At 70.3% G+C, this 8,865-nt stretch carries 9 protein-coding genes and 1 rRNA gene; 1 reads left to right on the plus strand and 9 read right to left on the minus strand.

The window, feature by feature from the left end:
* Positions 1-144: 144 nt before the first annotated feature.
* On the plus strand, positions 145-1,347 hold the full coding sequence (locus ABZY57_RS13560; RefSeq protein WP_356511372.1) for a DUF5667 domain-containing protein: 1,203 nt from the start codon (positions 145-147) through the stop codon (positions 1,345-1,347).
* A 155-nt stretch (positions 1,348-1,502) separates the two neighbouring features.
* On the opposite strand, the gene ABZY57_RS13565 is transcribed toward ABZY57_RS13560, so the two are convergent.
* The 9 genes from ABZY57_RS13565 to rrf all read right to left on the minus strand — a co-directional run bounded on the left by ABZY57_RS13565 (position 1,503) and on the right by rrf (position 8,729).
* A complete protein-coding gene (locus tag ABZY57_RS13565) occupies positions 1,503-2,495 on the minus strand; it encodes a lysophospholipid acyltransferase family protein (RefSeq protein ID WP_356511374.1) in 993 nt (330 codons plus the stop codon).
* Positions 2,495-3,586, minus strand: a complete 1,092-nt coding sequence (locus tag ABZY57_RS13570) for an NAD-dependent epimerase/dehydratase family protein (protein ID WP_356511376.1) — start codon at positions 3,584-3,586, stop codon at positions 2,495-2,497. Before ABZY57_RS13570 ends, ABZY57_RS13565 begins: the two co-directional genes overlap by 1 nt.
* Positions 3,587-3,687: 101 nt before the next feature.
* Complete coding sequence (locus ABZY57_RS13575) at positions 3,688-3,786, minus strand: AURKAIP1/COX24 domain-containing protein (protein ID WP_003948845.1); 99 nt, start codon at positions 3,784-3,786, stop codon at positions 3,688-3,690.
* A gap of 142 nt (positions 3,787-3,928) precedes the next feature.
* Entirely contained in the window at positions 3,929-4,138 is a 210-nt protein-coding gene (locus ABZY57_RS13580; RefSeq protein ID WP_162688852.1) for a helix-turn-helix domain-containing protein, read from the minus strand.
* A gap of 114 nt (positions 4,139-4,252) precedes the next feature.
* Positions 4,253-5,083 (minus strand): phosphatase, encoded by an 831-nt coding sequence (locus tag ABZY57_RS13585; protein WP_356511378.1) that lies wholly within the window; start codon positions 5,081-5,083, stop codon positions 4,253-4,255.
* A 180-nt stretch (positions 5,084-5,263) separates the two neighbouring features.
* Positions 5,264-6,418, minus strand: a complete 1,155-nt coding sequence (locus tag ABZY57_RS13590) for an acetoin utilization protein AcuC (protein ID WP_356511394.1) — start codon at positions 6,416-6,418, stop codon at positions 5,264-5,266.
* The gene (locus ABZY57_RS13595; protein WP_356511380.1) at positions 6,390-7,616 is read right to left on the minus strand and encodes an MFS transporter; all 1,227 of its coding nucleotides are present in this window, start codon (positions 7,614-7,616) and stop codon (positions 6,390-6,392) included. Before ABZY57_RS13595 ends, ABZY57_RS13590 begins: the two co-directional genes overlap by 29 nt.
* 59 nt (positions 7,617-7,675) lie before the next feature.
* Complete coding sequence (locus ABZY57_RS13600; RefSeq protein ID WP_356511382.1) at positions 7,676-8,374, minus strand: HAD family hydrolase; 699 nt, start codon at positions 8,372-8,374, stop codon at positions 7,676-7,678.
* A gap of 237 nt (positions 8,375-8,611) precedes the next feature.
* A 5S ribosomal RNA gene (gene rrf, locus ABZY57_RS13605) occupies positions 8,612-8,729 on the minus strand.
* Positions 8,730-8,865: the final 136 nt, after the last annotated feature.

The following is an 8,865-nucleotide window of genomic DNA, read 5'->3' on the forward strand; positions in this document are numbered from 1 at the left end:
GCGCCGCTCGTTGTGGGGAATGCAGGCTCCCTGTGGACAAGCCCTGACCGAAGCCGCTCACTCGAAAGAGTGGATGTGCTCAAGGAAGGCAACCTTCCGGACACCTTGGGGAGTCGATCGTCATGACGAGAGGAGGTGCCGCCAGTGATCGCGAACGTGACTCCGCACCGGCGGGCGAACGCCTTCGCCCAGGCCCTGGAGGAGCGGACCCCGTCCGACCTTTCGGAACCGGACCCGGCGGCCGAGCAGTCCGAGGCACCTGCCGAACCTGCCGACCACGACCGGTTGTTGGCCCTGGCGAACGTGCTCGGCGAAAGAATGCCGCGCCCGGTGCTGGACCCCGAGGTCAAAGTGGTGCAACGAGCCCAGCTCATTGCCGCCATGGAAGCCAAGGTGATGGAAGAGAGGGCCGGAGGCGGCGTGGCCGCCGACCCTCAGGTGCCCGAACAGCGGACCGGCCGCGGCGCCCACCGGGCGACCTCGCTCCGGAAATTGCGGCCCCGCTCCCGCTGGTCCAAGGGCATCGCGGCAGGCGGTCTCACCGTAGGTGTGGCCGCGGGGGCCTTCAGCGGAGTGGCCGCTGCCAGCACGGACGCCCTGCCGGGTGACCACCTGTACCCCGTGAAGCGGGGCATGGAGGACATCAGGCTCGGGATGGCCGACGACGATTCGGACCGGGGCGAGCTCTATCTCGACCAGGCCTCGAACCGCCTGTCGGAAGCCCGCCGGCTCATGGAGCGCGGCCGTCTCGGCGCACTCGACCACGAGTCCCTCGGCGCGATCCGCCGAGCCCTCGCGGGGATGAAGCACGATGCCTCGGAGGGCCACCGGCTGCTCCAGGCCGCCTACGAACGGGACGGCTCGCTCGGCCCGATCCAGGCGCTGTCCTCGTTCTCCCGCTCGCACCGGGACGCGTGGGCCAAGCTCCGGGGCAATCTCCCGGCGCAGCTCACGGACGTGGGCGGTGAGGTGGAGTCGGTCTTCCAGGCCATAGACCAAGACGTGGCGCCGCTCCAGGGTCTGCTCCCGAAGCCTCCGGAACAGACCCGCGGCTCCGGCCCCTCCACGAAGCCGAGCGCCCCGGCGGGCAAGCAGCAGGCGACGCCCCCTCAGGGCACCCCGTCCGCGGCCCCCGCACCGTCAGCCTCGGGTTCCCCGAAGGCCCCGCCCCCGGGCGGCGGCGGTCTCCTGGGCGGCACGGGCAACCTCCTGAACCCGCCCACGGGCGAGTCCACCCCGTCCGAGTCCGCACCCGCCCCGACCCCCGCCCACCCGGACATCACCCTCCCGCCCCTCCTCCCCGGCCTCCTTCCAGGCCTGGGCATCAAGGCGGAGGACGCCGACTAGCGAAAACGCCTGCGGGGCTGGATGCAATCCAGCCCCGCAGGCGTTTTCGGGCGCGGGCCCGGGGCGGAGCCCCGGCAACGGCGCGTCGGAAGGCTGTGTGCTCGCCAGAAGGCCGTGCTGGCCAGAAGGCCGTGCTCGTCAGAAGGCCGTGCTCGTCAGAAGAACACGGACCTCCGCTGCACCAGCAGCTTGTACAGCGTGTGCTGGATCTGCTCCCGCACCTGATCCGTCAGGTTGAACATCAGCATCGGATCCTCGGCAGCCTCGGCCGCATAGCCGTCGGTCGAGATCGGCTCCCCGAACTGGATCGTCCACTTCGTCGGCAGCGGCACCGCACCCAACGGACCCAGCAGCGGAAACGTCGGCGTGATCGGGAAGTACGGAATCCCCAGCAGCCGTGCCAGCGTCTTCGAGTTGCCGATCATGGGGTAGATCTCCTCCGCCCCCACGATCGAGCACGGCACGATCGGCGTCCCCGCCCGCAGCGCGGTCGACACGAACCCGCCCCGCCCGAACCGCTGGAGCTTGTACCGGTCTCCGAACGGCTTCCCTATCCCCTTGAAGCCCTCGGGCATCACGCCCACCAGCTCCCCGGCCTCCAGGAGCCGCTGCGCGTCCTCCGCGCACGCCAGCGTGTGCCCGGCCTTCCGTGCGAGCTCGTTCACCACGGGCAGCATGAACACCAGGTCCGCGGCCAGCAGCCGCAGGTGCCGCTGCGCCGGGTGCTGGTCGTGCACGGCGACCTGGAGCATCAAACCGTCCAGCGGCAACGTCCCGGAGTGGTTCGCCACGATCAGCGCACCGCCCTCCTTCGGGATGTTCTCGATGCCCTTGACCTCGACCCGGAAGTACTTGTCGTACAGCGGCCGCAGCAGGGACATCAGGACCTGGTCCGTCAGCTCCTTGTCGTAGCCGAAGGCGTCGACCTCGTACTCCCCGGTGATCCGGCGCCGCAGGAACGCCAGCCCGCCGGCGATCCGCCGGTCCCAGCCGTCCCCCGCCGCCACCGGATCCGGTACGGCCTCCACGACCGGCTCCGCCGTGACGGGCGTGACCGGTGCCTCCGGCGCCACCCGTACCCGCCGGGCGGGCGAGGACCGCCGTCGCGGCCGGTCCTCGTCGAACGGAATGACCTTGGCGTCCGCCACTATCGCTTCGCTCCCTCGGCCACTGCGCCCGCGGCCCCATCGATGTCCATGCCCATGTCCACGTCCAGCAACCCGGCCACCCGGTCCACGGCCCGTCCCACCCGCTCCGGCGGCAGCAGCCCGCTGCCCCGGCTCCGCGTGAAGTCGGCGAAGGTCTCGGCGGTCGTATACATCGGCTCGAATCCCAGGACCTCGCGCATCTGCGTGGTCTCCACGACCCGCCCGTGCGTGAGGAGCCTTATCTGCTCGGGCGAGAACTCCGTCGCCCCGACCGCCCGCAGCGCCGCGCCGACCCAGGTCACCGCGGGCAGCAGCAGCGGCACCGTCGGACGTCCCAGCCGCCGGGCGCACTGCGACAGCAGCAGCACCCCGTCGCCGGCGATGTTGAAGGTCCCGCTGAGCCCGCCGGGCCCGCTGGTCTGCGAAGCCAGCCGCAGCACGTCCAGGACGTCGTCCTCGTGCACGAACTGCAACCGCGGGTCATAGCCCAGCACGGTCGGGATCAACGGCATCGAGAAGTACTCGGCGAGCGCCGAGTCGGCGAAGGGCCCCAGGATGTTCGCGAACCGCAGCACGCACACCGCGACGTCGGGCCGCCTGCGCGCGAAGCCCCGTACGTACCCCTCGACCTCGACGGCGTCCTTGGCGAAGCCGGCGGCGGGCAGCGACTTGGGCTGCGTGGTCTCGGTGAAGACGGCCGGATCCCGCGAGGTGCCCCCGTACACACTGGTACTGGACTTCACCACGAGCCGCCGTACCGTCGGGGACTTCTGGCAGGCTCCCAGGAGCTGCATCGTCCCGATGACGTTGGTTTCCTTGACGGTGCTGTACGAGCCGGAGCCCGCGCCCGTCGCCGCTCCCCCGGTGACCGCGAGATGGACCACCGTGTCGACGGCGTTCTCGGCCAGCACCCGGGCGATGGCCGACTGTCTGATGTCCGCACGGACGAACTCTGCCGAGCCGAGCCTGTGCGGCGGGGTCACCGCGTCGACCGCGATCACCCGCTCGACCTCCGGGTCCCGCTGGATCCGCCGCACGAAGCGGCCCCCCAGCTGCCGGGCAGCCCCGGTGACCAGCACGACCTTCCCCACGAGCTCAGCGCCTCCCTAGATCGGAACAACCGTCTCCGGCTGCACCGCAGCCCCCCCACCAGAATGGTGGAGGGGCTGCGGAGAACACGTACAGCTACCGTTTACTTCTTGTTACGGCGCTGGACGCGGGTGCGCTTGAGCAGCTTGCGGTGCTTCTTCTTAGCCATCCGCTTGCGCCGCTTCTTGATAACAGAGCCCACGACTACCCTCGCTCACTTCTCTTCATTCGGTGCGGGGCGTCGGGGCCCACACGACCTACGTCGGCCTAGCCTACCCGCCCGAGCTCTGAGCTTGTAATCCGAGTGCCCCCGAAGGGTAACGCCGGGCTCCCGACCCATGCCCTCAGGCCGATTCCACCCCCACAAAGGACTCGCGAAGGTACTCGTGAACCGCGTTTTCGGGGACCCGGAAGGACCGGCCCACCCGGATTGCGGGCAGATGTCCGTTGTGCACCAAGCGGTACACGGTCATCTTCGACACTCGCATCACCGAGGCGACCTCCGCCACGGTCAGGAACTGAACCTCACTGAGAGGCCTCTCGCCAGCAGCCATGACACACCTTGACCTTCCGCGCATGACGGGCACCGGCTTCCCCTCCGGTTACGCCCCGTCGTCGCACGCTCACTCCCCAGAGTAGGGGCGTGTGATACGAGTGGGGAAGAGGAGCTACGGCCACTCATGCGGACCCGACAGACTCGCCCGATTGAGTACATAGCGAGTGAGGGGTCGGTAGTAGTCCGCGCGCACCGCGTCATCAAGCGGAACCGCCACCGACACCTGCCCCTCTGCTTCCCCCACGAACAGCGCGGGATCATCGGTATCGGCCAGCCCTATCGCCTCCACACCGAGCTGACCTGCACCGCAGACCCACCCGTGGTCCCCCACCACCAGCTCCGGCAACGGCCCGCCGGCCTCCGCAAGCGCCCCGAGCGCTATCCGAACCGGCAGGGGTGAATGGGAGTGCGCGCCGGTGTCACTCCCGTCCGGCCGCACGCCGTCTTCCCGCACCAGTGCGACCCCTCGTACGTAATCGATGCGGTGCGTGCGTACGCCGAACCGGGTCTGCACGTCCACGGGCGCCCCCCGCGCCGGAGTGAGGACATCACATCCCGCCGCCGACAGCGCCCCCGCCAACGTGGCGTAGAACCCCAGGAGCCGGTGCGGGTGACCGGTCCCGAACAACACCGGGGCCCGCGCCACCGCCACCGCCCGCAGCTTCCCCGCGAAGGCCTCCAGGGCCGCGAGCGTCAGCTCGGGATCGATCACGTCCGGCCCGCTGACGTGCGCGGGATCCGCCGAGACTCCGCACTTCTGCGCCATCAGCCGCAGCAGCTCACCCTCGCCCCACCCCCACGCGGGATCCAGCCCCAGCAGCACCCGCGGATCCCGCGCCGCGAACAGCCGGTAGCTGCGCAGGCTTTCCTCCCGGGAGGTCGCGACGGGCCCGGCCAGGCGGGCGGCCAGCAGATGCGCACGCAACGCGCCGGTACTCAACACCCTCCCGATGCTCCCGCACCGGACCTGACCCCTCACCAGTTCCGGCCATTCCCCCACCCGTTGGCCCAACCGATCCAGCCTCACCGGCGTGTGGGGCGCGGGTCCGGGCGGAGCCCGGGGAAGGGTGGAAGGGCGGGTAGGGGGCAGCCCCGCAGGGCCCACACCCGCTTCCGGCCACCCCTAGGCCAGCAACCCCCGCAGGGGGAACACCGCCCGCCGGGTGGCGAGCACGGCCTGGTCGATCCGATCGGCAGGGTCGTAACCACCCTCCCACCCCCGCCACCCCGGCACCCGCCCGTCCGTCATCCGCCCAGGCGCCAACTCCCGCGTCCGCGCATACACCGCATCCCGCCAGGACCCCGGCACAGCCGTCTCAGGATCGATCGGCCGATGCCCGGCAATGGCCACCAGGTGCGTCCAGGACCGCGGCACGACGTCCACGACGGCGTACCCGCCCCCACCCAGCGCCAGCCACCGCCCGCCACCCTCCCCACAGGAGTGCGCCAGCTCGTGACACGCCTCCTGCACGGCCCGCTGCGCGTCCAACGACACCGCCAGATGCGCCAAGGGGTCCTCGAAGTGGGTGTCCGCACCGTGCTGCGTCACCAGCACCTGGGGCCTGAACTCCTCCAGCAGCTCCGGCACCACCGCGTGGAAGGCCCGCAGCCACCCCTCGTCCCCGGTCCCCGCGGGCAGCGCGATGTTCACCGCCGATCCCTCCGCCGCCGGCCCGCCCGTCTCCTCGGGCCAGCCCGTCTGCGGGAACAGCGTCCGCGGATGCTCGTGCATCGAAATCGTCAGCACCCGCGGGTCGTCCCAGAACGCCGCCTGGACCCCGTCCCCGTGGTGCACGTCCACATCCACGTAGGCGACCCGCTCGGCCCCGAGCTCCAGCAGCCGCGCGATCGCCAGCGCCGCGTCGTTGTACACGCAGAATCCGGCCGCACCGCCCGGCATCGCGTGGTGCAGCCCGCCGGCGAAGTTCACGGCGTGCTCGGCCTCCCCGCGCCAGATCGCCTCGGCCGCCGCCACGGACTGCCCGGCGATCAGCGCGGACGCCTCGTGCATCCCGTGGAACGCCGGATCGTCCGCCGTCCCCAGCCCGTACGAGCCGTCGGCGACCCCGGGGTCGGCGGACACCTCGCGCACCGCCGCCACGTACTCCTCGCGGTGCACCAGCCGCAGCGTCGACTCCCCGGCCGGCCGGCCCGCCCGTACCTCCAGCTCCCGGTCGAGCCCGAAGGCCCGTACCAGGCCCATGGTCAGCTCCAGGCGCACCGGATCCATCGGATGGCCCGGCCCGAAGTCATACTTCGTTACCGCCTCGTCCCACATCAACAGCCCGGTCACCGGTTCGCCGCTCATGCCGGACACCGTATCGGGCGGGCTCAGAACCGAACGAGCGGGCATGGAAAAGAGTGACGAGGACCAGCACCATCGGCACGAGCATCGCCCCCCGATAGCTCCAGGCGTCGCCGATCCCGCCCACGAGCGGCGCCCCGATGAGGAATCCGACGTAGTTGAAGATGTTCAGCCGCGCGATGGCGGTGTCGGAGGCTCCCGGGAACAGCCGGCCCGCCGCGGCGAAGGTCTGCGGCACGATCACGCACAGCCCGAACCCCAGCAGGGTGAAGCCGAGCATCCCCACCCACGCCCCGGGCGCCACCGCGACCACGGCGAACCCGGCGGCCGATACGACCGTCCCGATCCGTACGACGGCCACGGCCCCGAAGCGCCGCACCCCGAGGTCTCCCACGGCCCGCCCGAGCAAGGTGGTCACCATGTAGACGTTGTAGGGGACGGTGGCGAGCTGCTCGGAGCTGCCGAGCACGTCCTGGAGGTACTTGGCGCTCCAGTTCGACACCGTCGAGTCCCCGATGTACGCACATGCCATCACCAGGCACAGCGGCAGCAGCAGCTTGAACCCGCCCGGCCCGAGACCCTTGGCCTCGGCCCCGCCGGCCTTGCCGTCCTGGTCGACGTAGAACCGGCTGGCGGCGAACGCGAGCGGCAGCAGGACCACCACGGCGGGCAGATAGGAACTGAACAGGGACAGGTGCCAGTGCGCCCCCGCCCACGCGGCCGAGGCGCCCAGGATCCCGCCGAGGCTGTACGAGGCGTGGAACCCGAGCATGATGCTGCGCCCGTACGCGCCCTGCAGACTCACCCCGAGCATGTTCATGGAGGCGTCGAGCGCCCCCACGAACAGCCCGAACGCCCCGAGGGCCAGTGCCACGTGCCACATCTCGCTGCCTGCGCCGACCCCGAGCAGTGCGAGCAACACGAGCGGCTGCGCCCACCGCAGTACGGTGCTGGGTGCGACCCGCTTCACCAGGTGCTCGGTGACCACGCTGGACACACCGGCGAGGATCGGCACGGCGGCCAGGAAGACGGGCAGCAGTGCGTCGGATATCCCGTACCGGTCCTGAATGGCGGGGATCCGCGTCACGAGGAGCGCGAAGGCCACGCCCTGCACGAAGAAACTGAATCCCAACGCCCCGCGCCCGCGGCGCAGCCGCACGTCTGCCGTCATGGCGGCTCAGCGTAGGCGCCGGTCCTACCGGTGGGTAGAGCGATCACATATCGATTGGGTCAGTGCGAGAACCCGCCGCCGTAGCCGCTGTAGCCGGAGCCGGCACCCTCCGCCAGCCCCAGCAACCCGGCCAGTTGGTTCATGTCGCCGAAGTATCCGGTGGCGCCGGGCAGCCGGTCTGCGGGCACCATCGCGGTGTACGCGAGCACGTCCATCCCCGCGGCGAGCGCGGCCTGGACACCCAGCGGGCTGTCCTCGACGACCACGCACCGGCCGGGTGCCACACCCATCTGGTCCGCGGCGTGCAGGAACAGATCGGGGGCGGGCTTGCCCTGCCCCACGTCCTCCGAGCTGAAGATCCACTCCTCCTCGAACCATTCGTCGAGCCCGGCCGCCCGGTGCCCGACCCGGATCCGCTCGTGGCTCCCGGAGGACGCGAGACAGTACGCGGTCCCGCTCTCGACCAGAGCCGCCAGTACCCCCTCGACCCCGGGCACGGGCTTGAGCTCCCGCTCGAAGGCCGCGAAGGTCCGGGAGTGCAGCGTGGTGTCGAAGTCGGCCGGCAGGTCCCGCCCGGTCCGTTCCCGCACGAGGTCGTGGACCCGGTGGACCGCGGCCCCCATGTAGTCGCGGAGCGACTCCTCGTACGAGGTCGAGTGCCCCAGCTCGGTCAGGTACCCGGCGAGGATGCTGTTGGCGAGCGGCTCACTGTCCACCAGCACGCCGTCGTTGTCGAAGATGACGAGGTCGTAGCCCATGCGACAACCCTACGAGCCGTCAGGGCCAATCCATCCGGACCCCATGCCGGGCATCCGCAGGACATCCAAAGATCCTGCCCCGCTCCCCCTTCGCCCACAACGGTGACGCACACCCGCCACCGCCCGCCCACCGCCCACCGGCCGCCGCCCCGCCACAAAAACCAAAAAGCCCTGCAAACGCAGAAAAGCCCCGCACCGAACCCGTAAGGGCTGGTGCGGGGCTTTCCCACAATGATTGTTCGGCGGCGTCCTACTCTCCCACAGGGTCCCCCCTGCAGTACCATCGGCGCTGAAAGGCTTAGCTTCCGGGTTCGGAATGTAAACCGGGCGTTTCCCTAACGCTATGACCACCGAAACACTATGAAGTTAACCAACCGGATATGACACAGTTCGTTACTTCAGAACTAACACAGTGGACGCGAGCAACTGAGGACAAGCCCTCGGCCTATTAGTACCAGTCAGCTCCACCCGTTACCGGGCTTCCACATCTG

It is taken from the genome of Streptomyces sp. NPDC006450 (assembly GCF_040612195.1).
In the GTDB taxonomy this organism is placed as follows: domain Bacteria; phylum Actinomycetota; class Actinomycetes; order Streptomycetales; family Streptomycetaceae; genus Streptomyces.